This window comes from Paeniglutamicibacter gangotriensis Lz1y, assembly GCF_000348945.1.
GTDB lineage: Bacteria > Actinomycetota > Actinomycetes > Actinomycetales > Micrococcaceae > Paeniglutamicibacter > Paeniglutamicibacter gangotriensis.
The window spans coordinates 401,138-426,877 of record NZ_AOCK01000002.1; the positions used below are offsets into that span (position 1 = coordinate 401,138).

Here is a 25,740-nt window from a genome sequence, read left to right on the forward strand (position 1 = left end):
TCCTGAGCGTGTAGCGCCGCGGGAACGTCGGACCATTCCGGATCATCTGGTTCAAGATCCAGTGGATCGTTGTTGTCCCGCTCCAGGATGTTTTCATCGCCTTGCTCCCGGCCCTCATCAGACCGTGCATCGTTTTCGTGGCTCCGGTCTCCGCGCTCGGGCTCCTCGAAAGGATCGTGCCCGTATCCCATGGTGTCCTCCTGGTTCGGGAGCGAATCGACTCGAAATCAGTGGCCGGCTGGATTCCGCGGGACCCGACCTGTGCGGCCCCGCGAAGTGCCGCATCAGGGGGTCGATTTGCCGCCGTTGACGTTGAGGGTTTCTCCGACGACGTAGCTGGATTCGGCCGACGCCAAAAAGACGTAGGCGGGAGCCAGCTCAACGGGTTGGCCCGCGCGTCCCAGCGGCACATTATGTCCGAACTTCGGCAACTTGTCCTTGGGCTGCCCGTCGGACACCTGCAGCGGGGTCCAGATCGGACCGGGCGCCACGGCATTGACGCGGATCCCGCGCGGTGCCAGCTGCACGGCGAGCCCCTTGGTGAACGCATTGATCGCGGCCTTGGTCGAGGCGTAGTCCAAAAGCGTGGGTGAGGGGTCGTAGGCCTGCACCGAGGTGGTGTTGATGATGCTGGCGCCATCGGGGAGATGCTTGAGCGCCGCGCGGGTGATCGTGAACATCGCCAGGATATTGACTTGGAAGGTTTGCATCACCTGCTCGTCATCGAGGTCTTCGAGCTTTTCGATGGCGATTTGTTTTCCGGCGTTGTTGACCAGGATATCCAAGCCGCCGAGTTTCTCCGCGGCCTGGTCCGCCAACGAATTGCGGTATTCGGCGTCGAGCAGGTCCCCTGGCAGGCCAATGCCGACTCGGCCCGCGGTCTCGATCACCGAGATGATCTTCCGTGCATCTTCCTCTTCCGCCGGCAGGTAGGCGATGGCAACATCCGCACCCTCCCGTGCAAAGGCAATGGCCACGGCGGCACCGATGCCCGAGTCCCCACCGGTGATCAGGGCCTTGCGTCCCTTCAGGCGTCCGGTGCCGATGTATGAGGTCTCGCCATGGTCCGCTGCGGGTTCGAGCTTGGCGTCAAGGCCCGGTTCGGGCTGGTCCTGTTTGGGAGGTGAGATCTTGGGGTGGCGGTTCACCGGGTTGTCCAGCGAAAGCTGGCCTTCGGATTCTGGGGTGTTGGGGTCGCGTGCATCCATGGGAAATCCTCCAGTTGTTGTGGACGATATTGCTCGTACCTACCACGCTAGGGCATAGGGCCGGAGGCGATCAATGGATTCGCACCTCCGTCATGCGGATGGACCATGCCGGACCGAGAAGTCCCGAGGCGTCGGGACTTTCGCTTCCCTATCGGGTGTCGCATTGACGCGCATCACGAATTCCGGGGCCACGCGTCTATGCCGCGGGCGGTCCGGCCAGTTGTGGACCGGCAACACATCTGTAATCCGGCGCGGACCAGGAACAACCCTTCCAAGCCTCTGTCACGCCGGAGGACCACCCCGTCCCGTCAGCCTGGGCCAGCAGGCAGCATGTCTGGTTGCTATCCCCATGCTGCGGTTAACGGGTCCTGCGGAAACAACCCGCGGATATCAGCCTGGCAATACCGAGGCGAACACGGCGGGCCGGCACACGGGTGGCGCACCGGATGACGGCCACGGAAAGAAGCGGTCCCCGACGACCCGGCCCGGGACCGCTTCTTCACGTTCACCAGCTACGAACGGTTGCTTCTCAACTCCCGTCGGTCTTACCTGCGGCCTCGTGCCCGGGCTCAGAGGAAAAACTTTCACCCGAGGTGGAATCCTGATTGACGCCGGACTCGATTTCCTTCTCGGTTGAAGGTAAATCGTCGTTCGTGACTGGTTCGTCGGATGCAGCCCGGTCGGCCTTTCCGGAGCGATGCCGCTCGTCCTGGGTGTCCCGGGACATCGGTGCGGATCGGTCCTGCTGCGGGTCATTGTGCTGTTCGTGTTGTTCCATGGGGTTCCTTTCCTTGTCCGAGGCACTGGCCGGCAGTCCGCCGGTCAACTGCGCAGGAGCGTTACTTCTGTGATGCTAGCTTTTGGGCCCAGCGCTTGGTGACGGCCTGGATGACCGCTGCGCTGGCGCCGGAGACGATGGCGAAGCTCAAGACCTTGCCGATCGTTGCCCGTTGCTGCACCTCCGGGTTGGTCGGGGTGGGCGGCTTTTCGCCGGTGACGCCCTTCCAGATGGAGCTGATCAGCTTCGCTCCGACCAAGCCAGCTACGACAGAGACTACCGTCCCTAATAATTTGATGATCATTTTCATTTTTCTCCTTCGTTGGCGGAAAGTTGGCCAGACTTGTGCGGTTTTCGGCGGGGCCCGGGAAAGTCTCATACCTTGGTTGGCCGGCCCCGGGCGTGGGAAGACCACCATCGCCGAAAAGCATCTTCCAATGCTCCGGGTCCCGTCGACGACACGGTCCGATTTCTGCAGCCTGCGGCAGGTGGGTATCACCGGCCTCGGTGGATACCTCTGACAATATTGGCGAGCTGCACGTATGCCAAGGTGTTGCTGTCCCGTGTCGCGCCTGCGGTAGCTTTCTTGTGGGCCCCCGTACGACGCGGGCCTCCCAACATGATGACCACTCAGCCGGCAGACGGTGCCTGCAGCCTTCGTGCCCGGAGCGGGTTGCATGCCAAGGCCGGCAACCACCCGACTGCGGATGGAAGGTAGTTGGTCTTCGGTTTTCCGACCTAGACATTGTCTTTGTCTTTGTCCTTGTCCAATGTGATCTGGCGCCGTTCAAATTCCCTTCGGCTGAAGGTTGCCTTGCGCACGGCTTCCTCGTCGTCCAAGCTCGATCCCACGGCCCCGGCCATGGTCCCCAACGAAGCAGACAGCCAAGACAGGTTCACATACTCGCCCCACCCGACATCGTGTCCCAGCTGTATCGCCAGATACTTCGAATCGATGATGATCAGGGCACCGGCAAGGATCACGGCGAAGAGCGCCAGGTACATCAACAAAATGGCCAGGAAGATGGTCACCAGCGTTGCGAGGTTGTAGACCACGCGCTTTTCCGCGTGGCGGGAGCCGAGGGGGCTTTCCCAGAGCCCGTTGTGCAGCACGAGCCACGAACCCATGACCAGGATGGACAGCAAGCTGATGGTGGCCAGACGTTGCGGGGCCAAGAAGTCCGCCATGGACCAGATGCTGGTGTAAAAAACGCCAAAAGCGCCGGTGGCCAAGGCCGCGGCCATCGCCGTGGAAAGGCGTGGCACCAGCCGCCAGGGACGGTTGCTGCGGACCATACCCAGCAACAACAGAAAACGGCCCCGCAGCCCCTTGGCGGTCTCGAAGGCGTCATCCTCGATATCCGCGGCCTCGATTCTGCGTTCCACCGAAAACGGGTCGGCGCCCGAGACCAGCTTCCCGTCGTCGCGCAGGTAGGGATCCCCCACCCCGTGCAGCGTCGCCAGGACCTGCGCCACAGCGCGCCGAAGCCGCTTCTTGCGCACGATGCCCAATGAAGGAAGGACGATGACAGCGGATCCATAGCCGGCATTGAGACTGTATGTCAGCGGCTCGCCGTTCTCGTACTTCGGCAGGTCGGTCAAATAGAGCATGTAGTCCCAGTTGTTCCGTTCACGGATCTGGTGCGAATGTGCGTTGAGTTCCACCTCCCCCTGATCATCCAAGGGCAAGGAAAACTCCTCGACCTCGATCTGCCAGTCCGCCGCTGAGTTCAGATTTCCTTCCAGCATCACGGGCAACGACGCCTTCAACCCGCGGGCCAAAGTCATCGGCAGGCCGGCGTCAGCGATCAGCCCGACAACGAGTTTCCTCCTGAGTTCCGTGGGCATCGCGTTATCCGGCGTCGAAACGTTCGCCGTCTTCCGCGGCATCGGATCCGGAGCCATCTGCCTGGATATCTTCGGCTGCGAGGCGCTTCGGCTCCCGGTCGGCCTCCCCGGGCTCGGCCCCAGGCCGAGGGTTCGTCTCCTGTGGTAGTTGCCCGGCAATATATTCGGGGTCCTGGAATGGATCGACGGTTCCGGGGTCTGCCGGACCGGAAGGCACAGCCGAACTGGAGGTTGTTTTCTTCCGGGCATTTGGGAAGTCTTCGGTGCCCGCGTCCGGATCGCTGGGCTCGGGGGAGTGTGCTGTTGTTGACATGTCGTGTCTCCGTACATGTTGGCGGAACCCTAGGAGTTGCGCAGCGACTTGATCAATTCGGCTTTCTTTTTGCCGGAATAGCCGGTGAGCCCGATTTCCTTGGCACGGCCTTTGAGTTCCGGGACCGTCCAATCCTCGTAGCTGCCTGACTCGCCGCCACGTTCGCCGACCTTGGAACGGCCGTCACGGGCGGCTGCATTGGCGATGCGCGCGGATTTTTGCTTGGAGTTTCCTTCTTCGCGCAGCTCTTCGTAGAGTTCTTCGTCCTTGATGCGTGGGCTTCCCTTGCCAGGCATGGTGTGGTCCTCCAGTCTTCGGGAGCTGATGTTTCGGTGGGCCGTATGCCACGACACTTTTCCACGCTACTGGCCGGATGCCTCCGTGCCAAGGATCCAGCAGCAGGCCGCGTTTTGCCGGGTCCCGGGAAGATGCACCAACGATGTGGTCCGCGCCCTGCCCCCAACGGACCGCACCGTGGGTGCAAGGGGCGCGCTATTCGAAGGAGATGAATTTAAGCAGCTCGCCCACCCGGTCTTGAGGGTAGTTCTTGGCGATGTCGGCCTGGGAGAGCATGCCCACCAGTTCATGGCCGTCGATCACTGGTAACCGCCGCACTTGGTGCCGCGACATGGTCTCGATGGCATCCTCGATGCTGTCGTCGGCCCCGATGGTCACCGGCTTGCCCTCGCCGAGTTCCCCGGCCAAGGTGCTGCGCGGATCCCCGCCCTGGGCCAGGCACTTGGTGACGATGTCCCGGTCGGAGATGATGCCCTTGAGCCGGTTGTCCTCTCCGCAGATGGGCAGAGAGCCGACATCGAGCTGCAGCATTTTTCGTGCGGCTTCCTCTAAGGTTTCTTTTTCGCCGATGCATTCGGCCGAGCCTGTCATGATTTCACGTGCGGTTGCCATGTTTCCTCCTGAGGCGGTTGGTGCGGAGCGCGGTGCTCCGTATCGAAAGGGGCCCGTTTCCGTGGGTTCGGGCCCATGAAAGCGTCGTGCCGGTGCCCCTTGCGCACCGGCACGACGCTTCTTGGTTGCCGGGTTCCCCCCAAGAGCCCCAACGTTTTCCACGTTACGTAGGACCGCTGAAGCTGTCTAGGGATTTGCATGCCGAGCGCCGGAAGTGGCCCGCGTGGCTAGCGATGCACCGATGCTGTCAAAGGCTGGAATTCGGTCCGTCGACACGGCACAGTGGGATCAAAGGAAAGGAGGGCTCAGTGGCTTCCAGGGACAGCGGAGAACTCGTCACCGTTGCCGGTCACCGGCTGCGGGTCAGCAATCTTGACAAGGTGCTCTACCCGCAGACGGGGACCACCAAGGGCGAGGTGCTGGCCTACTACGCGCAGGTTGCCCACGTCCTGGTTCCGCAGGCCGCGCAGCGTCCTGCCACCCGCAAACGCTGGGTCAACGGAGTAGGCACGGCACAGGATCCGGGCCCGGTGTTCTTCCGCAAGGACCTTGAAGACTCGGCCCCCGACTGGGTGCCGAGGGCAACGTTGAAGCACAAGGACCACGACAGCACCTACCCGCTGGTGGACAATGCGGCAGTGCTCGCCTGGTTGGGGCAGCTGGCCGCCCTGGAAATCCATGTGCCGCAATGGCGCTTTGATCAGGATCTGGCCCCGGCTAGACCCGACAGGATGGTCCTTGACCTCGATCCGGGGCCCGGCGCGGGACTTGGGGAATGTGCCGCGGTCGCATTGATGTGCCGCGAGGTTTTGGAAGGCATGGGGCTTCGGACGTTTCCGGTGACTTCCGGCTCCAAGGGAATCCATGTCTATGCGGGGCTCGACGGCAGCCACACCTCGGATCAGATATCCGCGGTTGCCAAGGAACTGGCCCGCGGCATGGCGCAGGAATACCCGGACCTCGTGGTGGCGCAGATGAAGAGGTCGCTGCGCGAGGGCAAGGTGTTCATCGATTGGAGCCAGAACAACGCCTCGAAGACCACGGTGTGCCCGTACTCGTTGCGCGGCAAGGACACCCCTTGGGTTGCGGCTCCACGCACCTGGGACGAGATCGAGGAGCCCGGGCTGCGCCAGCTCGAATTCCATGAGGTGCTCGAGCGCGTGGCATCCGGCCACGACCCGATCGCACCCCTGGGGCTCGGGGAACCACCGGTCGCCGACAAATTGGCGAGCTATCGCTCCATGCGTGACGCGACGCTGACCCCCGAGCCGGTCCCCGGCCCCGAAGCCGCTGTGCCACGCGGGGGTAGCGCAAGCTTCGTCATTCAGGAACACCATGCCCGCGCACTGCACTGGGACTTCCGGCTGGAGCACGACGGAGTACTGGTCTCTTGGGCGGTGCCCAAGGGGCCGCCGTTGACGTCGGCGACCAACCGTTTGGCCGTGATGACCGAGGACCACCCGCTGGACTACGGCAGGTTCGAGGGCAAAATCCCCAAGGGGCAATACGGGGCAGGGACGGTGGAGATCTGGGACTCGGGGACGTGCCGGATCGAAAAGTGGGAGGAGGGCAAGGAAGTCATCGCGGTGCTTCAGGGGAAACACGACGGTGGGCTGGGCGGGGTGCCGCGACGTTACGCCCTGATCCATGCTGCGCGCATGGGGGGCGAGAACAACTGGTTGCTCCGGCTCATGAAGGACCAGCCGGACCCCGACGAGAAGACTGCTGCATCGCGCTCCAAACAGGGCGTCGCGGCGGAAACCACGGAAGAAACCGGGGGAAGAGTCCGGGAGGATTCCCCGCGCGCCGAGGACCGCGCCGTCGTGCTGCCGCAGGCCATGCTGGCGAGCGCAGGTGGGCCCGGAGACCTGGACCCGGCGACGGCTTGGGCCCATGAAATGAAATGGGACGGCTACCGGGCCATCATCGGCATCGCTGAGGGTACCGCGGTGATCCACAGCCGCAACGGAAACGACTTGGGTGCCAACTATCCGGAACTGCAGGAGATTGCCGCATTGGCACCGGAAGGAGCGGTGCTGGACGGCGAGATCGTGGTGCTGGACGGATCCGGACGGCCCGACTTTTCACTGTTGCAAGAGCGGACCGCGCGCACCGGGGGCAAGCCCCGGGCCGTGGAGGGACGGGAAGGTTCCGTGCGGCCGGTGCACGTGATGCTGTTCGATGCATTGGCGCTTCCTGCGGCCACTGCCGGGAAAACGGGAGGCAAGTCCAAGATCACGGCCGGCCCCGGGGTGATCGAGGACCTGTGCCGGTTGCCGTACCTTCAACGACGTCGACGGCTCGAGGACCAGGTGGCCGAGGGCAAATACGTGCATATTCCGCCGAGCCACGACGGAACGCTCGAGCAAGCCCTGGATTCCAGCGCGGAGCTCGGGCTAGAGGGAGTGGTGGCCAAGGACGTCGAATCGAGCTACCGCCCGGGTAAGCGCAGCGCGTCCTGGATCAAGCTCAAGCACCACTTGCACCAGGAAGTGGTGGTCATTGGCTGGCGCCGGGGCAATGGCTCTCGATCAGGGACGTTCGGTTCACTGCTGCTGGGCATCCACCGGGACGGGGTACTGCACTACGCCGGGCGGGTGGGCACCGGATTCTCCGATCCGGAGCTGCAGCGGGTGCGCACCGAGCTCGAGCGGCACACACGCAAGACCCCCGCGGCCAAGGATGTTCCGGCGGCGGACCGTGCAGATGCCACCTGGGTCTCGCCCAAACTTGTCGGCGAAGTCAAATTCGCCGGACGTACGCGCGACGGACGGCTGCGCCATCCGGTGTGGCGCGGTTGGCGGCGGGACAAGGAACCGGCGGAGGTCACTTGGGAGCAACGCTGAACGAACCGATGCCGCCACGGATGGATGCTCAGCCCTTGACTCCGGTGGTGGCAACGCCCTCGATGAAGTGGCGCTGGCCCAGGAAGAACAGCACGATCATCGGCAGCGTGGTGATCACGCTGGCGGTCACGATCAATTCCCAATGCCAGTTCCCCGCGAACCCGAACTGGTCGACCATGGCCTTCAAGCCGCGCGGGACGGTGAAGGTGTTCGAATCGCGCAGGTAGATCAACGGGCGCATCAAATCCGTCCAGGCCGCCTGGGCCTCGAAGAGCAGCGTGACGATCAATGCCGGCTTGCACAGCGGGAGGGCGAAGTGCCGGAACAGCTGCCAGTCGTTGGCCCCATCGGTGCGCGCCGCCTCGAAGATCTGCCGGGGCAGGCCCAGGAAGAACTGGCGCAGCAAGAAGATGTAGAACGCCGAGCCGAAGAGGTTCCCGGCCCACAGCGGGGTCAGCGTGCCGACCTGCCCCAGTGCATTCCAGATCAGGAACGTGGGAATCAAGGTGACGGCGCCGGGCAGCATCATGGTGGCCAGCACCAGGAAGAACAGGGCGTTGCGCCCGCGGAAGCGGTAGTACGAAAACCCCCAGGCCACCATGGAACTGCTCAGCGTCACCGCGACGGCGGCCAGCACCGTGACCAGGACCGTATTGCCCATCCACAGGGCCAACGGGGCGGCGTTCCAGATCTCCACGTAGTTTGCCACGGTGGGGGTCTGCGGAATGAGCCGGTTGTCGAAGACCTCGGACTGCGGCTTGAAGGATGCCGAGAGCAGCCAAAGCAGCGGATAGATGAAGATTGCCGTCGCGGCCAGCAACACGGCCCACAGCAGGATCTTGGCCGGGGAGCGGCGTTTGCGTGCGGCACGGACCGGCGGCGGTGCAATGCCGGCCTTGGGTGGCTCCGGTGGCGGGGCGGCCGGGGGCAGGTTCAGGATCGGGGTGCTAGCCACCGTCTTCTCCTTCGTAGAAAACCAGTTTGCGTCCCACGACGTACTGGACGGCCGTGATCGCCATGATGATGGCAAAGAGCAGCCACGCCATGGCCGAGGCGAATCCCATGTTCAGGTACTCGAAGGCCTGCCGGAAGAGGTAGATGACGTAGAACAGCGCTGCATCGTTGCTGTAGGTGGTGTTGCCGGCGCCGAAATATGCGGTGTAGGCCTCGGTGAAGGACTGCATGGCCGCGATGGTGTTGACAATGACCAGGAAAAAGAGCGTCCCGGAGATCATTGGGACCGTCACGGTTCTGAAGCGCCGCCAGGCGGATGCCCCATCGACCAGGGCCGCGTCGTAGAGGTCCCGCGGAACGTTGTTCAGCGCGGCCAGCAAGATGATGGTCGAGCCGCCCAGGGTCCACAGACTCATCAAGACCAGGCCCGGCTTGATCCAGGTGCTGTCCGTGGTCCAATCCGGGCCGGGGATGCCAAAGAAACCCAGCACCGCGTTCACCAGCCCGTTGTGTCCATTGAAGAGCAGCAGCAGCAAGATGCCCACCGCTACGGGCGGGGTCATATTGGGCAGGTAGAACACTGTGCGAAAGAACCCCGTCGCCCGCCTGGCGCGCATCAGCAGCAGCGCCAGCAGCAGCGCAATGCCCACGTGCAGCGGCACCGACAACGCAGCGTAGTACAGCGTGTTGCGCAACGAAAGCAACACCCGGGGGTCCTGGGTCAGTTCACGGTAATTCGCCAACCCCACGAAATTCGGATCGTTGAGCACATCGTAGTCGGTCAGCGAAAGGTACCCGCTGTAGAGGATCGGCCACAGCGTGAAGATGAGAAACCCCAGGATCCAGGGCGAGATGAACAGCAGCGCATTGCGTGTCTGCCGCCGGTTCCTGGAGCGCAGCGTATGGACCCGGGTGCCTGGCATGGTCGGCCCCCTTATCCGGCGTCGCGCGTGGCGTTGGTGTTGTCCAGGTCCGCCCAGGCCTTGTCCAGCGCGGCTTGGGCCTCCTTCTGCCCGGCGGCTAGGGAGTCGGTCGCCGTGGCATCTCCGTTGAGCACTCGGTTCACCGCGTCCAGCCAGGCCTGCTTGAACTCGGCATCCGCCGGCATGGCAGGCATGGAGAACGAGGCATCGTTGGCCGTGTAGGAGGCTTCAACCGCTTCCTTCCAAGGCGACTCGAGGGCGGTGGAGGCATCCACGTACTTGGCCTTGATCTGGTCGTCGGCGCTTTGATTGGCGGTGAACAGGCCGGTGAACGGCTTCTTTTCTTCCTCCCGCTTGGAAGCCCGGGTCTCGGCGGCCGCGAGCCATGAATCGGTTTGGGTGATGGTCTTGATGTAGCGGCAGGCGGCTTGTGGGTTCTTGCCGGCTGCCGGGATGGCCCAGGCCGAGCCGGTGCCGAAGCTCAGTGGCTGCCCCGCGGTGGTCTTGAAGGTGTCAAAGGCCATCGGTGCCTGCTCGGAGACGTCGTTGAGGATGTTGATGTACCACTGTTCCATGGGCATTGCCCCCAGCACGTTCGTCGCAAACTGGTTACCCTTGCCGAAGAAGTCGGCGGAGTCGCGGAAGGCCTTGACGGTGCCGAAGCCGCCTTGGTCCGCATAGATGCCGATGCCGAACTCGAGCGCCTCGACGACCTTGGGATCATCGAGCAGCGCGCTCTTGCCGTCGGCGGAGACCAGGTCCGCGCCGTTGGATTTGGCCCACAGCGGCAGGAACTCGGGCAGCTTCGAATCGAAGCCGATGGCCGAGAGCTTGTTGCCGTCCTTGCGCATCAGGGCCTTGTTGGCCGCCGTGACCTTATCCCAGCTCGAGCCGTCCACATCCGCGGTGCCTAGGCCGGCATCTTCGAGCAGGTCCCCGTTGGCCATGAGGATCTGAACTTGGTTGAATTCGGGGATGCCGTAGATGTGCCCATCCAGTGTCACTTGCGTGATCGCCGATTCGCGGAAGTCGTTGATGGCGATCTGTTCGCCGCTGATGCATTGATCCAGCGGCATGATGGCGTTGCGTGCGGCGAAGGTGCCCAGCTGGTCCCGGTTGGCGTAGATCAAGTCCGGAGCGTCCCCGGCCGCGACGGCCGAGAGGAATTGCTGCACGTCGAGTTCGCCCTCGGTGGCCTTGATGGTTGCCGGGGCGACGGCCTTGGTGGCCAGGTCGGCCCGGGTTCGGGCGACTTCGTCGGCGTCGGCGTTGTAGCCCATGATGTTCAGGACCCCGGAGACCTCGGCCCCGGCGGGAAACATGTCGGTGCCCGACTCCAGGCTGGTGGGCTGCGAGCCGGTGGCGCACGCCGTGAGCACCAGGGAGAACGCCGCGGCCGCCGTGGCCGCGCGTCGGGCCCGCGGGTGCCGATGGTGTGGAGGGTGATGCATCTGGGTTTCAACGGTGGACATGATCGCTCCTGTCTCTGGGATCGGCGGTGCTGCCGCTGGGCGGCCGCACACGCGCGCGTCCGCTCAGCGTCCGCGGGATGCTTCGATGATCGAAGCAATGCCGCGTGGCAGTCACGTTAGGCCCGGACCGCAGAAGTGTCCATGGTTTTACCTGCCGCTTGTGCTCACCGGCACCGGGGACGGATGTGCCCGGTGCCGGTGGTGCGCACAAAAGCCCGGGCCCGACGCTTCCCGTGTTGAGGGATGTGTCGGGCCCGGGCAGCGCAACGGCGCGGGGAGATCAGCTGCCGAGGTCTGGGTCCACGTCCTTGGCCGTCTCCCCGGGACGCGGGCCGGCGGACCGAGGGTGATACTCCTCCACGGCGGTGGCGCGCCGGATGACAAGCACCAACACTGCCCCGATGACCGCCACCGAGCCCAGGACAACCCAGGCGCGACCGCTGCCGCGGGTTTTTTGCCGTGTACCGGCCTTCTTCTGTGCATGCTGCAGCATGTCCTCGATGCCCTTGCGTGCCTTGCGTGCCTTTTTCCGGTTGCCTGTCACCGTGGCCACCACCTCTTCCGAGACACGGGCCAACCCGGCCGGGTCAAGACGGTCCACCGCGTGACGCACCGAGTCCTCCAACTGGCGGGGGTACTCCCTCTTGGCTTTGTGGGCCCAGTCCGTGAGCTGCTTGCGGACGTCGTTCATCTGCTTGTCGATGTTTTTGTTGTTCATCGCTGGATCCTTTCGGTTGCCTTTGTGCCTTTGTCGTCGTGGATTCCTGCTCCAAGGCGGAGTGCGGCCCCTGGCACCTAGTTGCGCAGTCGTTTAGCTGCTGCGCCGGCCCGGGAACGCAGCTGGATGATGCGCACCGCAGCGACGATGGCGACCACCAGCGCGCCCCCAACAGCGGCAAGGAGCATCGCGATACCCAGGGCCATCTGCCCCTGCATGCCCAAGAAGGTCACCGTGGCCTGCACCTGGTTCTGCATCATGAAGATCACCAAGGCAATCAGCACCAGGATCGCCACGACGGTGAATGTCCAAATGACTGCGGCCCGTGTGACGTTCTCGGGTTTGGCCGATGGGGGCCGTTGTGCGGTGTGGTCGTGTTTCTCTTGCGGCCGTGCCACGGAGTCGGGTTCCGGCGTGAGGGGAGCGTTCTGTGCATCGGCTGGCTCCCAGGGTCGTTCAACCATCATTTCCCCGTTTCCTTGTGCGGTGCCGGGACCTACGGGCCGGCGGTGTCGGCCTGGAACGTGGGTCCCTGTTGCCAACCTATGCGCATCCTGCCCAAGTCGCAAGCAAATGTCCGGCATGCTTAGGTGCTTTGTCCGTCCTCCCGCGCTGCGGGGGCCCGGGCCAAATCCCGCAGGTATCCGGCGAAGCCCGTGGATACCCGCCCCCGGGCACGCCCGGACGTGACGGCGTGGAGTCTGCCCGTGGACAGGACCCGGAAGCCGTCCCGTCGCAGCTTGTGCACTAACAGTGCATCCTCGTGCAAAGGGACAGGGTCGAACCCGCCCACTGCCCGGTAGGCCGAGGCCCGCACCCCCAGGTTCGCCCCGTGAACGTGCTTGTGTCCCTCGTGGCGGTGGTGCTCGCGGGCCCATGCGGCAAAGAGCTCCTGATCCAAATCCGCCCTGTCCGGTTCCACGGTTCCGGCGATTGCGTCGCTCCCGGACTCGGCCAGGGCAATGGACGTGGTGAGCCAGTGCGCCGGGACGCGGGTATCGGCATCCGTGCAGGCGATCCAGATCCGGTGCAGCAGGGCCTCATCGTCGGCGTCGTTGGTGATGGTCTTCAACAAATCAGCTATGCCTGCCCGCCGGCTGGCTCCCACGGAGCCGAAATCCACACTGATCAAGGTGATGCGCGGATCCCCGGCGGCGGCGGCCGCCGCCACGGCGCCCGAGGAATCCCGGCAGTGGTCAAGGACCATGCAGAGGTGGACGCGGATTGCGGGGCGGGTGAGCCGGGCCTGGTCCATGGCACGCTGCAGGTGCTCCAAGCATCCGTGGAGCAATTCCGCCTCGTCCCGTACGGGTACCACGACCAAGATGGTGTCCAGGAAATCATCAGCCATGGCCGTCGCCGCCCTTGGCCAGGATCTCGAGCAGGAAATCCTTCTCCCGGTGGAGAACCACGGACGTAAGCCCCAGCTTGTTTGCCGCCGCATGCACCTGCTCGCCGTCCAACGGCCATCCATGGATCGGATGCAACCAATGGCACAACAGCAGATGGCCGCCGGGTGCCAGTGCCTCAAGGCAGCGGCCTAGAAGCACGTCAAGTTCATCGGAAGCCAGGAAGTAGCCGATCTCCGAGACGACCACCAGTTCCTGGCTGGCCGGATCGATGGTCGGCCACTGGTGCGGCAAGACCGCTTGGTGCAGGGTGACGTTTCCGGTTTCGGCCACTCGTCGGGCAGCGGAACGCAGGGCGACTTCGCTGGCATCAACGGCCAGCAGGGAATCGACGTGTTTGGCCAACTCGCGGCTCAGCACCCCGATGGAACAGCCGAGCTCCATTGCGGTGGAGTATCGTGGCCGTGGCAGCGAGGCAATGGTGAGAGCCCGCTTGCGCTCCTCGTAGCTGTTGCCCAGGAAGTGCCAGGGATCCGCAGTGCCAGCATGCAGCTCATCGAAGGTGGCAGTTGCTGTGGCGGAGTCCCGCAGGCCTGCAGGAGTGAACCGGAAGGTTTCTGCGGCGCGGCGGAAATGCTCGAGGAAGGAATCCTGCAGCAGTGCGGCATCCTGCGGTGCCGCGGACAGCGGAGCGACCTGTGAGTGGTGCATTTTCATGGCTTCGGCCTTCACCCGGACGGCTTCCGGGTCCAGGGCCAAGGTGTGCCAGCGGGTCCACTCGGCGTCCCGCCCGGGAGCGGCCCAATGCCAGTACCAGATCGGGTATTCCAGCAGCCCGAGCCCCAGCTCGGCGCAAACGTGTGCAGCCAGGGTGCCCAACGCGTCGTGATCAATGTGCCCGTCGTGGCGGTACGGAGCAGCCACCAGTGTGTTTTCGGCCCTCGCGACCGTCCGGAGCGCGGATTCGATCTCTGCCAGATGCCCGGCCACCGATCCGTCGGGCAGTGAGAGCAGCTCGAAGCTCAGGAGCCCGGCTCCGGAGCCGTCCGGACGCAGAGCATTGAGGGCGTCCTCCAGCTCCCCGGTGCGTAGGCGGGCGAGATCCAGGGGCGCATGGGTGGGGGAGTGCGGGTGCGATCCCTCGCCGGCAGTTGCCACGATGACGTGCACCCGGCACCCGGCCCGCAGGGCGTGGTGGATCAGCCCGGCGGCACCCAAGGTTTCGTCGTCGGGGTGCGCGGAGAGGACCACCAGCGGCCCCCCTGGTTCGGGCAGGGCGGGTGCCGGCAGGTCGGCCAATCCGTCGACCCCGGCCCGTCGCCAGGTGCTTTCCAGGGTGCCGGTTTCTTCGTGGGTGAATTTCACCATGGTCCGATACCGCCTTCGGTGGATTCGGGGGCTTGCAAGAGCAGCTGGCCCAGGGCCGCGTCGTCCCGTGCGGCGTGGTGCTGCCGGATGTAGATACCCAAATCTGCGACGCGTCGTGCATGGGATGGGTCGAAACCAAGTGGTGCGGGGCCCAGGGCCCTGCCGGCGAGCGTGGAGATTCGTTCACAAATCCCCGCGATTTGCCCGCGCACTCGGTGCGCGGCCCGCCAGCCCAGTGTTCCCTGATCCGCCGCGACTGCTGCCGCATGCAACATGGCTGCACCGGAAGCCAGCAGCCGGTCCGACTCCCCGAGCCAGGCCAGCGCCAGTTGGTCTGGCTTCCGGGACTGCGCGGCGGCGAACAGCGTCCGGAAGATTCCCACGGCTCCGCCGAACCAACAGGCGGCAACCCCTACGCCACCCACGGCAAAACCGGGACGGTCTAGGTACCAGTCGCGGGCGCCCACGGGAAGCGCCGGAACGTTCTCGAAGCCCACTGATTCGCTGGGTATCCGTGCAAGTCCGTGGCTGGCCCAAGCACCTGAGTGCGCCGTGACACCGCTGCGGCGCAGGTCAACGGCGAAGGCCCGGCGGCCACCGGGAACGTGGGCGGTGACCACTGCGTAATCAAGCGCTCCTGCCAGCGAGCACCACGGCTTTTCTCCGTCCAGCAACCACTCTCCGGTGTCCGCGTCCGGCGCGTCGGCGACGAGCTTCGTGCTGCCCTCGGCGGCAAAGACACCCCAGCTGGTTCGTGGCACCCAGTCAATCCCGGCTTGGGCCAGGATTGCTGCAGCGTCCAAGTGGGGTTCCACGGTGCGGGCAGCCGCCAGGTCCACGCTGGCAAGGGTTGCCAGGAATTCCCACAGGGTGGTTGTCAGGCCATCGCCCGGCGTGGGTGGTGACTGGTCGGAAGTTGCCAGAAGCTCCAGGATCGGTGCGGGGTCGCCTCCGCAGATGGCGGCCGTTTCGAGCAGTCGCTCGGCCAATGGCCATTCCAAGGGAGCGGTCGTGCTGCCGGGTGCCAGGAAAATGAAGGGTTGGGGCATTGCTTGTCTACTTCCGCTTGGGTGGATTCTCGCCGTTGGCGGTGTCGGGTTCCCGGGTCAAGGGCGGATGCAACAGTGCTATTCGCCTTCCGTTGCCGTTTCGTCATGCGGTGTGCCCACCGGTTTGGATTCGGAGGATCCGCGCTGGCGCAAAAAGATTGACAGGGCGATCATGCTGCCCACGGCCAGGAACTCCGACTGCCAGTTCTGCAGCGTCCGGTCCCAGAAGTCGGCACCGGTGACGTAGTCGATCCAGCCGATCGTGGGTTGCCCGTGGTCGACTTGGTCGGCGTTGAAGACCACGGTCCCGGCCACCGATTGGAGCCACCACGAGAAAAGGAACACGGCACCCATAATCAACAGCAGGGAATTGGAGTACAAGTGTCTCCGCCAGCCCCCGGCTTTGGCCCAAGCGGGCGAATCGGACTTGGCGAAGCGCCCCACCAGCTGGCTCTCATCACTGTCCAACCCCTCGTCCCCGGGTTTCTTCGATTCTGGAGAGCCGCGTTGCACAAGCCAAATGGTGGCCAGAATAAAGAGGAAGAACTGCAAGTATTCGGACTGCCAGTTTTCCGCCACGTCGACCACGAAGTTGCTTGAGGATACGAACTCCCAATAGCTGCTTGGTGACCCGTTGTGGGCGAGCTGGTCGTCGTTGTAGACAAACCATCCGGCGAAGGACTGGCCGATAAGCGCCGACAGAAAGAGCACCGCGAAACAGATGCTGAGTGCTTGGTCTTTTATTGCCTTGGGCATACCCATCACCTCCCGGAAAAGCTAACGATCGTCATCAAGGTCAGACCGATCACTATCATTCCTAACCACAGCACAAATTGGGTCTTCATAGAGCTGAGCGTATGACTATTCCGCAGGTACGTAAAGGTAATTCCCGTGTGTTGTCTTGATTGTGCACCCCTGATTCGGGGAACGGCCGCTCCCGGATTAATCAGAGGGAGGGCCGCCCCGGCTAAAGCCGGAACGACCCTCCCAGTTTTGTGCAGCGGTCAAGCCTTCTTGCGAGTGAGCAGTCCCCAGATGATGAGGACAACCAATGCTCCGCCGATGGCCAGCAGCCACGTTGACAGGGACCAGAACTCGTCGATCCCCACACCGAAGACTGCTGAGCCAATCCAGCCGCCAAGGACGGCGCCGACGACTCCGAGCAGAAGGGTGGTAATCCAGCCACCACCTTGCTCACCCGGTTTGATGGCCTTTGCGATAGCTCCGGCAATTAATCCAAGAACAATCCAACCAATGAAACCCATAACTATTCTCCGTTCGGATGAAGGTTCAGTTTCAGCATCATTGTGGCGATGCACATTCCGACCCTATAACGAATAAACCGGCGATGGGTAGCTTCTTTACCTGAAAATGAAATTCGATCGGGCAACCGCGACAACGCCTCCGGCCGACAAACCGCGGACTTCTCTCCGCACCAGATCCCGGGCAAGCACCGCAGGACCCCTATGGAATTCTGGATACTAAAAATGTGTCGGAGAAAGGTAAACGCAATCCATTAAACCGTTCCAAAGCCCCCGTGTTGTCCGTCCCAGCCGCACGCCCGGTCCGAAGGCCTCTGGGAGTTGTCGCGCCAAATCGTTGCACAGTCGAAGTGCCCGGCATACGGTAGAGATCAAGATCAACTGACCTGACGGCCCAATGGACGGGGGAGTTAGTGCAAGATATTCAGAAGCCTTCCGGGCACACGGCCCTTCTGGTTATTGACATGCAGAATGCTTTCTTTGAGGATCCCGCTTTGGCCGCCCAGCGTGAGAACCTGGTCCGTCACTGCAATGAGCTGGCCAGGTCGGCACTTTTTCTGGGCCAACCGGTCTACAACATCAGAACAGTGCACCAAAGAGACAAGTCGACGTGGACCTTGAACATGCTCGATGATGACCAAGGATTCCTGTTTGAAGGCAGCGAGCCGGCGAAGAACCTACAAGGCCTGGAGATCCAAGAAGCGACGGAAGTCATCAAGTTGCGTGACAGTGCCTTTTGGCAGACGGACCTGCGTGAGCGCCTTGCGCGCGACGGCGTGGAGTCCTTGGTGATTGCCGGAGTATCCTCGCATACCTGCATCGCATCCACGGCCGCTGACGCCTATGCCGCCAACCTGCGGGTATGGCTGGCATCGGATGCGATTGCTTCGGCTGATTCCGATTTGGCAGCTACGACGCTCGAACTGCTCAACAAGGAATACCGGCAGAAGCTCGTGAGCACCGCAACCCTGCTCTCGGCCCGGAAGCCCTTGGATTCCCGCCACGACCACGACAAGGACGCTGGCTTTCCCATCTAAGTCTTAATTCCCCACGCAAACGACGAGGAACGGAGTATTTCATGACGGAGGAACAACGAAGTAAGCCCACCAAGCCATTTTTCAAAAGGCGGGGAGCAACGCTGATGCTCACCGGGATCATTCTGGTCATCGTGTTTGGTCTTTTCATCATCGTCGGAAAGGAACCCGGCGAAGGCCTGGCCACCCCCGTGTGGATCGGAGTCGCGTTGGGGCTGGGCATGACCGGTTACGGGCTGTACCGGGCACTGGCCGGCGAAGGCATGCTGGATAACCCGCAAGGCGGGAGCAACAACGAACCACAATAACCACCAAGCAGGGATCCTCACCAAATCCAGGCACGCCACATGAAAAGGAGCACGCCATGACCTTAAACAACCCCGAATCCGAACCGCGCATGGACCAGGAAGCCGAGGGCACCCCGTTGGACGGTCGTGATGGCCAGCCGGTGGAGGAAGGATCCTCCGACGATCCCCGGACACTGGCGACCATGGACCCGCTGCGCGACGAGGAGCTCGACGTCGACGAATTGGAGGGGCACGAGGCCCAAGCCCAGGGGGAACCCCGAGCCACCGAACAAGAGAGCGCCGCGGCCCAGGCGGACCTTGAGAACGCCCCCGGGCGCCAACCCATGCCTCCCGCCGATGCCGCCGGGGCTCGCGTTGAAACACCACGGGACGGTGCAGGCCAGGAAGCCGGGGACCTCGATGCCTTGGGACGTCCGCTTCCCGAAGAAGCTCCCGAAGACGAACTGCACTAAAGCTGCCACTCGGAGCACCCGGGCGCACCGGCCCGGCAACTGGAATCCAACACGGTTCGGGAAGGAAAAGATGGAACACGATTTTTCGGTGGGAGACCATGTGGAGTGGAACTCGGAGGCAGGGATGGTCAGTGGGAAGATCACCAAGATCCACACCAAGGACGTGCGCTACAAGGGCCACTGGCGTCGTTGCAGCCAAGAGGACCCGCAGTTCGAGATTAAATCCGACAAGACCGACCATGTGGCAATGCACAAGGCAGGCGCGCTGAAAAAGGCCTGAGCCCTGCACCTATATCTTGTAGTTGGTTCCCCCCGTCCCGAAAGCCGCACGGGGGGAACCAACGATGTCAGGACGCGCTCGGGATCCCTGGGTCGAGGTGATCCATCAAGGAATTCATGAACTCTGCGAACTCCGCGGCGTCATCGTCCTGGGCCAGCAGACCGCCGGCCGTTGCCTCGGAGGCGCCGGGGATGTTCAAGGAGAGCTTGGCCGGGACATTAAAGCGGTAGACGCGGCCGGTGCTGGTGCCGACCTCGTAGCCGCCATCGCTGACCAGCGCCACATGGGAGATATTGGTGTTGTTCACCGACACCGCCCGCTCGGTGGGCAGTAGGGTCCGCGGATTCAACGGGCAGAGGATCAGCTCGGCAGGCTCGGGGCGGAAGCCAATCACCTTCAGCCCCGCGGAGCCCGAGGTGCCGGTCGCGGCCACCAAGTTGTAGCTTCCGAAGTTCGGGATTTGGTTGTCGAAGGCCTCATGCAAAAGTTGTTTGAGGGTCTCGTCATTGGATTCAACGTTGGGTGTCTCCATGGCATCCACTCTAACCATTGGACGTTTCGAACACGTGTTTCGTATGCGCGGGGCGAAATATGTCGATGAACCGTCACGGGTTCGGTACAAGTGCACCCCACCCCTAGAATCAAGTCCATGAGCCAGGACACCACCCCAGATATTAAACCCCGCAGCCGCATCGTCACCGACGGCATCCACGCGGCCCCGGCCCGCGGCATGCTGCGTGCGGTGGGCATGGGCGACGACGACTTCGCCAAGCCGCAGATCGGTGTGGCCAGTTCATGGAACGAAATCACCCCCTGCAACCTTTCGCTGAACCGCTTGGCACAGGGCGCCAAGGAAGGCGTCCACGCCGGTGGCGGCTTCCCCATGCAGTTCGGCACCATCTCCGTGTCCGACGGCATCTCGATGGGCCACGAAGGCATGCACTTCTCGTTGGTGTCCCGCGAGGTCATCGCCGACTCCGTTGAAGTGGTCATGCAGGCCGAGCGCATCGACGGCTCGGTGCTGCTGGCCGGCTGCGACAAGTCCCTGCCCGGCATGCTGATGGCCGCTGCCCGCCTGGACCTGGCCTCGGTGTTCCTCTACGCCGGCTCCATCATGCCCGGCTGGGTCAAGCTGGAAGATGGCAGCGAAAAAGAAGTCACCCTGATTGACGCCTTCGAAGCCGTGGGCGCCTGCGCCGCCGGCAAGATGAGCGAAGAAGACCTCACCCGCATCGAAAAAGCCATCTGCCCCGGTGAGGGCGCATGTGGCGGCATGTACACCGCCAACACCATGGCCTGCATCGGCGAGGCCCTGGGCATGTCCCTGCCCGGCTCCGCCGCCCCACCCTCGGCCGACCGCCGCCGCGACATGTTCGCCCGCGCCTCGGGCGAAGCAGTAGTGAACCTTTTGCGCAAGGGCATCACGGCCCGCGACATCATGACCAAAGAGGCCTTTGAAAACGCCATTGCGGTGACCATGGCCTTCGGTGGTTCCACCAACGCCGTGCTGCACCTGCTGGCCATCGCCCGCGAGGCCGAGGTCGATCTGACCCTGGCCGACTTCAACCGCATCGGCGACAAGATCCCGCACCTGGGGGACCTGAAGCCCTTTGGCCGCTACGTCATGACCGACGTGGACAAGATCGGCGGTGTCCCGGTGATCATGAAGGCGCTGCTGGAAGCGGGCCTACTGCACGGAGACTGCCTGACGGTCACCGGCAAGACCGTGGCCGAGAACCTCGAAGCGATCAACCCGCCGGATATCGACGGAAAGATCCTGCGCGCGCTAGATAACCCGATCCACAAGACCGGTGGCATCACGGTGCTGCACGGTTCGATGGCACCCGAGGGCGCCGTGGTGAAATCCGCAGGCTTCGACGCCGACGTCTTCGAAGGCACCGCCCGGGTATTTGACCGTGAGCAGGGCGCCCTGGCGGCACTTGATGCCGGTCAGATCCACGCAGGTGACGTCGTGGTCATCCGCTACGAGGGCCCCAAGGGCGGCCCCGGTATGCGCGAAATGCTGGCCATTACCGGTGCCATCAAGGGCGCCGGCCTGGGCAAGGACGTCCTGCTGCTCACCGACGGACGCTTCTCCGGAGGCACCACCGGGTTGTGTATCGGCCATGTGGCCCCCGAGGCCGTTGATGGCGGACCGATCGCGTTCGTCCAGGACGGGGACAAGATCCGGGTGGACATTGCCGCCCGTTCCTTCGACCTGTTGGTTGATAACGAGGTGCTTGAAGCGCGCAAGGTCGGCTGGGAGCCCTTGCCGGCAAAGTTCACCACCGGTGTGCTGGCCAAGTACGCCAAGCTGGTCAAGTCCGCGTCTACCGGCGCATACTGTGGCTAACCACTAGCTCATTGATCGAGGGGTGGGCACCACCAGGTGTCCACCCCTCGGACAGTAGTCTCAAATACTGAGATTACAGGTGTTGATGTTTGACTCTGGACGCGGCGGCGACCACACTGGAGTTATGCACAACCGCACCGCAGTACTACTAGTTATCAAGCGCTGAGCTTGAGTCCCTCCCACACCCCGGAGGGCTTCGGTGACGCGCAAACCCCATTCGCCGCAAGGTGTCTTTGGGGTTTTTTTATGTGCAGGTAATGAAGAGATAGAGAAGGATTAATCCCATGAGTAACGGAACCCCCGCCAGCCCAGCGCTGCCGGCCAAGCCCGCCAACCGTAGCAAGGATGCCGCTGTCTCTTCCGTCGTGGAAGCATCGAGCCTGGTACAGGGCCCGAACAACATCATCGCTCCCACCGAGATGCTTGGCTCACAAGCCATCGTGCGCTCACTGGAAGAATTAGGCGTCAAGGACGTCTTCGGGTTGCCGGGCGGGGCCATCATGCCCACCTACGACTCACTGATGGATTCGACCAAGATCAACCACATCCTGGTCCGCCACGAACAGGGCTCGGGCCACGCGGCCCAGGGCTATGCCATGGTCACCGGAGAGGTCGGGGTCTGCATTGCCACCTCCGGCCCCGGGGCCACCAACCTGGTCACCGCCATTGCCGATGCGCACATGGACTCGGTGCCGATGGTTGCCATCACCGGCCAGGTGCACAGCGCCTTCATTGGCTCGGACGCCTTCCAGGAAGCCGACATCATGGGCATCACGATGCCCATCACCAAGCACTCCTTCCTGGTGACCAAGGCCGAGGAGATCCCGCAGGTCCTGGCCAGCGCCTTCCACATTGCCTCCACCGGCCGTCCCGGTCCGGTATTGGTGGACATCACCAAGGACGCCCAGCAGGGCAAGGGCATGTTCTCCTGGCCGCCGAAGATCGATCTGCCCGGCTACAAGATCGTGGTGCGCGGACACAACAAGCAGGTCCGTGAGGCAGCCAAGCTGATCGCCGCCTCCTCGCGCCCGGTGTTCTACGTCGGCGGCGGCGTGATCAAGGCCCACGCGGCCAACGAGCTCAAGGAGTTCGCCGAGCTGCTCGGTGCCCCGGTGGTCACCACGCTGCAGGCCCGCGGCGCGTTCCCCGATAGCCATGAACTGCATGTGGGCATGCCGGGCATGCACGGCTCGGTCTCCGCAGTCACCGCACTGCAGCAGTCCGATTTGTTGATCACCCTCGGTGCCCGCTTCGATGACCGGGTCACCGGCGTGCTGCCCACCTTTGCCCCGCACGCCAAGGTGATCCATGCGGATATCGACCCGGCGGAGATCTCCAAGAACCGTACCGCGGATATCCCGATCGTCGGTTCGGTCAAGGAAATCATCCCCGAGCTCACCGAGGCCTGCCGCTCCCTGTTCGCCGAGCAGGGCGCCCCGGATCTGAGCAGCTGGTGGACCACCATCGGTCGGTTGCGTGAGACCTACCCGATCGGGTTTACCGAGACCCAGGACGGCCTCTCCGCCCCGCAGCACGTGATCCAGCGGATCGGTGAGCTCACCGGCCCCGAGGCGGTGTACGTTGCCGGTGTGGGCCAGCACCAGATGTGGGCCGCGCAATTCATCAAGTACGAGCGCCCGCACTCCTGGCTGAACTCCGGGGGACTGGGCACCATGGGCTACTCGGTCCCGGCCGCCATGGGCGCCAAGGTCGGCAACCCCGACCGCGTCGTGTGGGCCATTGACGGGGACGGCTGCTTCCAGATGACCAACCAGGAACTGGCCACCTGCGTAATCAACAACATCCCGATCAAGGTCGCGATCATCAACAACTCCTCGTTGGGCATGGTCCGCCAGTGGCAGACCCTGTTCTACGATTCGCGCTACTCCAATACCGATCTGAACACCGGCCACGGCACGGCGCGCGTCCCGGACTTCGTGAAGCTCGCCGACGCCTATGGTTGTGTGGGGCTGCGTTGCGAACGCGACGAGGATATCGATGCCACCATCCAGCAGGCCCTGGCCATCAACGACCGCCCGGTGGTCATCGACTTCGTGGTCTCGCGGGACTCCATGGTGTGGCCGATGGTCCCGACCGGAGTGAGCAACGACCTGATCCAGATTGCTCGCGGCATGACGCCCGAGTGGGAAGAAGAGGACTAGAAATCCCATGGCACGACATACTCTTTCCGTACTCGTCGAAGACCTGCCAGGCGTGTTGACCCGTGTAGCCGGGCTTTTTGCCCGCCGTGCGTTCAACATCCATTCGCTGGCCGTTGGCCCCACCGAGATCAAGGGAATTTCCCGCGTCACGGTGGTGGTCGATGCCGAGGGCGATCTGCTCGAGCAGGTCACCAAGCAACTGAACAAACTCATCAACGTCATCAAGATCGTTGAATTGATGCCCGAGGCTTCGGTGCAGCGCGACCACATCCTGGTCAAGGTGCGCGCCGATGCGGCCACCCGCCTGCAGGTCACCCAGGCCGCAGACCTCTTCCGTGCCTCCGTGGTGGACGTGTCCACCGATTCACTCATCATCGAGGCCACCGGCAACGCCGAAAAGATCCATGCACTGCTTGCGGTGCTTGAGCCCTTCGGCATCCGCGAGATCGTCCAGGCAGGCACACTTGCCGTGGGGCGCGGCTCCAAATCGATGTCGGATCGCGCACTGCGCTCCGCCTCGGCCTAACAACCCCACAAATCTTCACACTGATATCAAGGAGAAACCACAGTGACTGACATGTACTACGACGATGATGCAGACCTCTCGATCATCCAGGGACGCACCGTCGCCGTCATCGGCTACGGCTCCCAGGGCCACGCCCACGCACTGAACCTGCGCGACTCCGGCGTGGACGTGCGCGTCGGCCTGAAGACCGGCTCCAAGTCGATCGCCAAGGCCGAGGCCGAGGGCCTGCGCGTCCTCTCCGTCGCCGAGGCAGTAGCCGAAGCCGACGTCATCATGATCCTGACTCCGGACCAGGTTCAGCGCCACGTCTACGCCGAGGACATTGCCCCGAATCTGCAGGACGGCGACGCCCTGTTCTTCGGCCACGGCTTCAACATCCGCTTCGGCTACATCACCCCGACGAAGAACGTCGACGTGGCCATGGTGGCCCCGAAGGCACCAGGTCACACCGTGCGCCGCGAATTCGAAGCAGGACGTGGCATCCCCGACCTGATCGCCGTGGAGCAGGACTACACCGGTGGCGCCAAGGCACTGGCCCTGTCCTACGCCAAGGCCATCGGCGGTACCCGTGCCGGCGTCATCGAGACCACCTTCACCGAAGAGACCGAGACCGACCTGTTCGGCGAGCAGGCAGTGCTTTGCGGCGGTGCCTCGCAGCTGGTGCAGTACGGCTTCGAGACCCTGACCGAAGCCGGCTACAAGCCGGAAATCGCCTACTTCGAGGTCCTGCACGAGCTCAAGCTCATTGTTGACCTGATGTGGGAAGGTGGCATTGCCAAGCAACGCTGGAGCGTTTCGGACACCGCCGAGTACGGCGACTACGTTTCGGGTCCGCGCGTGATCACCCCGGAGGTCAAGGAGAATATGAGGGCCGTTCTCGCCGACATCCAGTCCGGTGCCTTCGCCAAGCGCTTCATCGACGACCAGGATGCCGGAGCACCGGAGTTCAAGGAACTGCGCGCCAAGGGCGAAGCCCACCCGATCGAGGCCACCGGCCGCGAGCTGCGCAACCTCTTCTCCTGGAAGACCACCGATGACTACACCGAAGGATCCGTCGCCCGCTAAGGTTCACACCGATTGCGCGTGACCGCCGCCTGGTGGTTCATCTGACAAGACCCGTCCCGAGACTGCTCGGGGCGGGTCTTTTCATGGCCGGACCGATGGCCAACCGCGGGTTTGGAACGATGTGATTCTTCGGATGAATGCCAAGTGGATGGCATGACGGGGAAAATGACCTTAAAATGGTGGTCTCTTTAGGGCTCGGCGTAGCCATCGAGATCCAACCCGGCGCTTGTGGCCCTCGCCGACCGCACCATGCCGCCGAAGAACCACGGGGTTTTGCCGGGGTCCTTATGGAGCTGGATACATCTTTGAGCGTTGCAGGTGCCCTACCCTGCCGTTACTCCCAACACGGATGCAGATGGCTTGTCCTGCATGATTTCGACGCCCCTTGGTTGACACAAGCCGAGCCTTGATCGAGCGCGGGAGTCCGGCACCAACTAGCAGATTTGCCCTGTTGCGGATGATGCCGGCTGCGGCACGCGCACCCGCCACGAGGAGAACCGTCCCCGCGCCTCGGGAGAACATATAAGCGGCCCGCGCCGATATCCAGCCCGGTTTGAGTGCAT

Annotated in this window: 27 protein-coding genes; 9 read left to right on the top strand and 18 right to left on the bottom strand. The window is 63.5% G+C overall.

Going from position 1 to position 25,740, the window contains the following annotated elements:
* Positions 1 to 284: 284 nt before the first annotated feature.
* The 7 genes from ADIAG_RS04865 to ADIAG_RS04895 all read right to left on the bottom strand — a co-directional run bounded on the left by ADIAG_RS04865 (position 285) and on the right by ADIAG_RS04895 (position 5,056).
* Positions 285 to 1,208 carry an SDR family oxidoreductase gene (locus tag ADIAG_RS04865; RefSeq protein ID WP_007270199.1) on the bottom strand — a complete coding sequence of 308 codons (924 nt, stop codon included), beginning with the start codon at positions 1,206 to 1,208 and terminating at the stop codon, positions 285 to 287.
* Between the two features lie 529 nt (positions 1,209 to 1,737).
* Positions 1,738 to 1,986 (bottom strand): hypothetical protein, encoded by a 249-nt coding sequence (locus tag ADIAG_RS04870; RefSeq protein WP_007270201.1) that lies wholly within the window; start codon positions 1,984 to 1,986, stop codon positions 1,738 to 1,740.
* 61 nt (positions 1,987 to 2,047) lie between these two features.
* On the bottom strand, positions 2,048 to 2,290 hold the full coding sequence (locus ADIAG_RS04875; protein ID WP_007270202.1) for a DUF4235 domain-containing protein: 243 nt from the start codon (positions 2,288 to 2,290) through the stop codon (positions 2,048 to 2,050).
* A gap of 434 nt (positions 2,291 to 2,724) precedes the next feature.
* Positions 2,725 to 3,834 (bottom strand): hypothetical protein, encoded by a 1,110-nt coding sequence (locus ADIAG_RS04880; RefSeq protein ID WP_007270203.1) that lies wholly within the window; start codon positions 3,832 to 3,834, stop codon positions 2,725 to 2,727.
* A 4-nt stretch (positions 3,835 to 3,838) separates the two neighbouring features.
* Complete coding sequence (locus ADIAG_RS04885) at positions 3,839 to 4,147, bottom strand: hypothetical protein (protein ID WP_007270204.1); 309 nt, start codon at positions 4,145 to 4,147, stop codon at positions 3,839 to 3,841.
* A gap of 29 nt (positions 4,148 to 4,176) precedes the next feature.
* Positions 4,177 to 4,443 carry an SAP domain-containing protein gene (locus tag ADIAG_RS04890; RefSeq protein WP_007270205.1) on the bottom strand — a complete coding sequence of 89 codons (267 nt, stop codon included), beginning with the start codon at positions 4,441 to 4,443 and terminating at the stop codon, positions 4,177 to 4,179.
* Positions 4,444 to 4,639: 196 nt separating this feature from the next.
* Positions 4,640 to 5,056: a CBS domain-containing protein gene (locus ADIAG_RS04895; protein WP_007270206.1), complete on the bottom strand. Its 417-nt coding sequence runs from the start codon at positions 5,054 to 5,056 to the stop codon at positions 4,640 to 4,642.
* A gap of 308 nt (positions 5,057 to 5,364) precedes the next feature.
* Here ADIAG_RS04895 and ADIAG_RS04900 point away from each other — a divergent pair, with 308 nt between their 5' ends.
* Positions 5,365 to 7,902, top strand: a complete 2,538-nt coding sequence (locus ADIAG_RS04900) for an ATP-dependent DNA ligase (protein ID WP_007270207.1) — start codon at positions 5,365 to 5,367, stop codon at positions 7,900 to 7,902.
* Positions 7,903 to 7,930: 28 nt separating this feature from the next.
* Here the strand turns inward: ADIAG_RS04900 and ADIAG_RS04905 are convergent, their stop codons facing one another.
* The 10 genes from ADIAG_RS04905 to ADIAG_RS04950 all read right to left on the bottom strand — a co-directional run bounded on the left by ADIAG_RS04905 (position 7,931) and on the right by ADIAG_RS04950 (position 17,000).
* Entirely contained in the window at positions 7,931 to 8,857 is a 927-nt protein-coding gene (locus ADIAG_RS04905; RefSeq protein WP_007270208.1) for a carbohydrate ABC transporter permease, read from the bottom strand.
* Positions 8,850 to 9,779 carry a carbohydrate ABC transporter permease gene (locus ADIAG_RS04910; RefSeq protein WP_007270209.1) on the bottom strand — a complete coding sequence of 310 codons (930 nt, stop codon included), beginning with the start codon at positions 9,777 to 9,779 and terminating at the stop codon, positions 8,850 to 8,852. Before ADIAG_RS04910 ends, ADIAG_RS04905 begins: the two co-directional genes overlap by 8 nt.
* Positions 9,780 to 9,790: 11 nt before the next feature.
* Complete coding sequence (locus ADIAG_RS04915; protein WP_007270210.1) at positions 9,791 to 11,251, bottom strand: type 2 periplasmic-binding domain-containing protein; 1,461 nt, start codon at positions 11,249 to 11,251, stop codon at positions 9,791 to 9,793.
* 280 nt (positions 11,252 to 11,531) lie between these two features.
* Positions 11,532 to 11,969: a hypothetical protein gene (locus ADIAG_RS04920; protein ID WP_007270211.1), complete on the bottom strand. Its 438-nt coding sequence runs from the start codon at positions 11,967 to 11,969 to the stop codon at positions 11,532 to 11,534.
* A gap of 77 nt (positions 11,970 to 12,046) precedes the next feature.
* On the bottom strand, positions 12,047 to 12,436 hold the full coding sequence (locus ADIAG_RS20755) for a LapA family protein (protein WP_007270212.1): 390 nt from the start codon (positions 12,434 to 12,436) through the stop codon (positions 12,047 to 12,049).
* A gap of 119 nt (positions 12,437 to 12,555) precedes the next feature.
* Entirely contained in the window at positions 12,556 to 13,320 is a 765-nt protein-coding gene (locus ADIAG_RS04930; RefSeq protein WP_007270213.1) for a glycosyltransferase, read from the bottom strand.
* The gene (locus ADIAG_RS04935) at positions 13,313 to 14,686 is read right to left on the bottom strand and encodes a bifunctional PIG-L family deacetylase/class I SAM-dependent methyltransferase (protein ID WP_007270214.1); all 1,374 of its coding nucleotides are present in this window, start codon (positions 14,684 to 14,686) and stop codon (positions 13,313 to 13,315) included. The genes ADIAG_RS04930 and ADIAG_RS04935 overlap by 8 nt, the downstream gene beginning before the upstream one ends.
* Complete coding sequence (locus ADIAG_RS04940) at positions 14,680 to 15,735, bottom strand: acyl-CoA dehydrogenase family protein (RefSeq protein ID WP_007270215.1); 1,056 nt, start codon at positions 15,733 to 15,735, stop codon at positions 14,680 to 14,682. Before ADIAG_RS04940 ends, ADIAG_RS04935 begins: the two co-directional genes overlap by 7 nt.
* A 78-nt stretch (positions 15,736 to 15,813) precedes the next feature.
* Positions 15,814 to 16,491, bottom strand: coding sequence for a DUF6766 family protein (locus ADIAG_RS04945; protein WP_007270216.1), 678 nt, complete (start codon positions 16,489 to 16,491; stop codon positions 15,814 to 15,816).
* Between the two features lie 248 nt (positions 16,492 to 16,739).
* The gene (locus ADIAG_RS04950) at positions 16,740 to 17,000 is read right to left on the bottom strand and encodes a GlsB/YeaQ/YmgE family stress response membrane protein (RefSeq protein ID WP_007270217.1); all 261 of its coding nucleotides are present in this window, start codon (positions 16,998 to 17,000) and stop codon (positions 16,740 to 16,742) included.
* 410 nt (positions 17,001 to 17,410) lie between these two features.
* Between ADIAG_RS04950 and ADIAG_RS04955 the strand changes: the two genes are divergently transcribed.
* The 4 genes from ADIAG_RS04955 to ADIAG_RS04970 all read left to right on the top strand — a co-directional run bounded on the left by ADIAG_RS04955 (position 17,411) and on the right by ADIAG_RS04970 (position 19,071).
* Positions 17,411 to 18,034 (top strand): cysteine hydrolase family protein, encoded by a 624-nt coding sequence (locus ADIAG_RS04955; RefSeq protein WP_007270218.1) that lies wholly within the window; start codon positions 17,411 to 17,413, stop codon positions 18,032 to 18,034.
* Between the two features lie 41 nt (positions 18,035 to 18,075).
* Positions 18,076 to 18,339, top strand: coding sequence for a hypothetical protein (locus ADIAG_RS04960; RefSeq protein WP_007270219.1), 264 nt, complete (start codon positions 18,076 to 18,078; stop codon positions 18,337 to 18,339).
* A 56-nt stretch (positions 18,340 to 18,395) separates the two neighbouring features.
* Positions 18,396 to 18,791: a hypothetical protein gene (locus tag ADIAG_RS04965; protein ID WP_007270220.1), complete on the top strand. Its 396-nt coding sequence runs from the start codon at positions 18,396 to 18,398 to the stop codon at positions 18,789 to 18,791.
* A gap of 70 nt (positions 18,792 to 18,861) precedes the next feature.
* Entirely contained in the window at positions 18,862 to 19,071 is a 210-nt protein-coding gene (locus ADIAG_RS04970) for a hypervirulence associated TUDOR domain-containing protein (RefSeq protein WP_007270221.1), read from the top strand.
* A gap of 67 nt (positions 19,072 to 19,138) precedes the next feature.
* Here the strand turns inward: ADIAG_RS04970 and ADIAG_RS04975 are convergent, their stop codons facing one another.
* On the bottom strand, positions 19,139 to 19,603 hold the full coding sequence (locus ADIAG_RS04975) for a hypothetical protein (protein WP_007270222.1): 465 nt from the start codon (positions 19,601 to 19,603) through the stop codon (positions 19,139 to 19,141).
* A 117-nt stretch (positions 19,604 to 19,720) separates the two neighbouring features.
* Between ADIAG_RS04975 and ilvD the strand changes: the two genes are divergently transcribed.
* The 4 genes from ilvD to ilvC all read left to right on the top strand — a co-directional run bounded on the left by ilvD (position 19,721) and on the right by ilvC (position 25,177).
* Entirely contained in the window at positions 19,721 to 21,424 is a 1,704-nt protein-coding gene (gene ilvD / locus ADIAG_RS04980) for a dihydroxy-acid dehydratase (RefSeq protein ID WP_007270223.1), read from the top strand.
* Positions 21,425 to 21,708: 284 nt separating this feature from the next.
* Positions 21,709 to 23,586 (top strand): acetolactate synthase large subunit, encoded by a 1,878-nt coding sequence (locus ADIAG_RS04985; protein WP_007270224.1) that lies wholly within the window; start codon positions 21,709 to 21,711, stop codon positions 23,584 to 23,586.
* A 7-nt stretch (positions 23,587 to 23,593) separates the two neighbouring features.
* Positions 23,594 to 24,112, top strand: a complete 519-nt coding sequence (gene ilvN, locus ADIAG_RS04990; RefSeq protein ID WP_007270225.1) for an acetolactate synthase small subunit — start codon at positions 23,594 to 23,596, stop codon at positions 24,110 to 24,112.
* Between the two features lie 42 nt (positions 24,113 to 24,154).
* Complete coding sequence (ilvC, locus tag ADIAG_RS04995; protein WP_007270226.1) at positions 24,155 to 25,177, top strand: ketol-acid reductoisomerase; 1,023 nt, start codon at positions 24,155 to 24,157, stop codon at positions 25,175 to 25,177.
* Positions 25,178 to 25,740 lie beyond the last annotated feature (563 nt).